The organism is Streptomyces sp. NPDC001941 (assembly GCF_040296945.1).
Taxonomy (GTDB): Bacteria; Actinomycetota; Actinomycetes; order Streptomycetales; family Streptomycetaceae; genus Streptomyces.
This window is the reverse complement of the sequence record NZ_JBEOYE010000253.1, coordinates 1-1,503: the sequence shown is the minus strand read 5'-3', so window position 1 is coordinate 1,503 and position 1,503 is coordinate 1. Positions and strand designations below refer to the sequence as shown.

Below are 1,503 nucleotides of genomic sequence, written 5' to 3'. Positions count from 1 at the left end.
GTAACCAACGAGGCTCCCCGGCTGACGAGATGAGATGTGAGATCTCTCGCTCAACAGCCCGGGAGCCTCGCCTGTTACGCAGCCACCGCCATCACCCGATCGGTGACCACACTGAAAACGCTCAAGGAGCAAGCCACCGCGGTCGATGCGGACGGGCGAACCCGAGCGGCGTCGCCGCAGGAAGTGAACGCCCTGCTCCGCTTCGAGGAACGGTACGGCGGCCTGTGGTACCCGCTCCTCGGCTCCAATGGGATGGAGCACGGGCTGGAGGGTGAACCCGTCGTCCACGAGGGCCCGTACGGCTGGATGATCCCCAGCGCAATCGTCGACGGCGACCACACCTGGCCGGTGAATGTCCTGCTGGACGGGCGCACCGTGATGACCCTGGTGTCTGGGGGAAGCCGTGTTTCAGCCTGCGCGACGGATCTGGGCCAACAACCTCGACGATCCAGCGGGTTCCACGCTCAAAGGGACCGGCTACTCACCGCCCCTCGACCTGAGCCAGGTCTCCACGGTCTTCTTCTCCGTCGTCGTGGGCGACCCGCCCGCGGACATGTTCCAGGGCGCAACGCTCGTGGTGAGCCTGCGGGTCCAGGACGCCGGCGGCACCTGGCTCCCTGTCGCGTTCCTGGAACCCTATGAGCATCAGGCGTCCCTGCCCGGGCACTGGCAGCACGCACCGGTCCACAGCCATGTGTCCGTGGGGTTGTTCCTGCCCGACAGCCACAACAGGAACGCACCCACGATCCCGATGGTCCTGCCGCCCACCGCGCAGATCCGCTGGGACGCCAGGCGGCGAGGGAAGAACCCCGGAGACTGGCGTCCCGCCCCGTTCGGCCGGACCGTGATCTCCCTGTACGGGCGCTGAATCCGCCCGTCCCCACTGCACCCCGAGGCCCACCGCCCTGGGGTGGCGGGGTCTTTCGCCGCCCGGCCCGCGTCCCGCCCGTCCCCACCGCGCCCGCCCGCGTCCAACCCCGTACCCGGGCCGCTGCCGCGGGCTGTCGCGCCAGCAGGAGACCCACCAGCAGGAACCGACCGGCCCTGCCGCCCGCCGTCCGCCGCGGCCCGGCTCCGTGCCTCAACTCACGCCCGTGTCCTGCCGTCCGCCTTGCGCCCCCGGCCCCGGCCCCTGCCGGGCCGCAGGGGCATCGGAACAGTTCGAGCACACAACGGCTCAGGCATCTTCCACCGCAACGGTCACTCTGGTCGTCTCACGGAGCAGTCGATACGACACAGCCGGCGCCGCATGCACCCGGCACCACTCCAGTCGAGCCAAAGCCTCAGCCCGCTCACCAGAGGGCGCAGATACGGACTTCCACCGCCCCTCCAGGCCAGCCTCAACCGACCAGACAACGCGGCAGTCCACCTCGGTCTCAGCTTCCTTATCCACGTGATGAAGCTTACGGCTCACCTAATGGGACTCGTCGGGCCGTGAGGGAGACTACGGTCCGTAGCCGCCAGCAGGTGAGCACTGCTCTCACCGGAGCCGTTTGAGCTCTG

1 protein-coding gene is annotated in these 1,503 nt (G+C 69.1%); it reads left to right on the top strand.

The genetic code is table 11. The annotated features are described in order from the left end of the window. Nucleotides 1-403 precede the first annotated feature (403 nt). Entirely contained in the window at nt 404-868 is a 465-nt protein-coding gene (locus tag ABT160_RS46965; protein ID WP_351656565.1) for a hypothetical protein, read from the top strand. Nucleotides 869-1,503 lie beyond the last annotated feature (635 nt).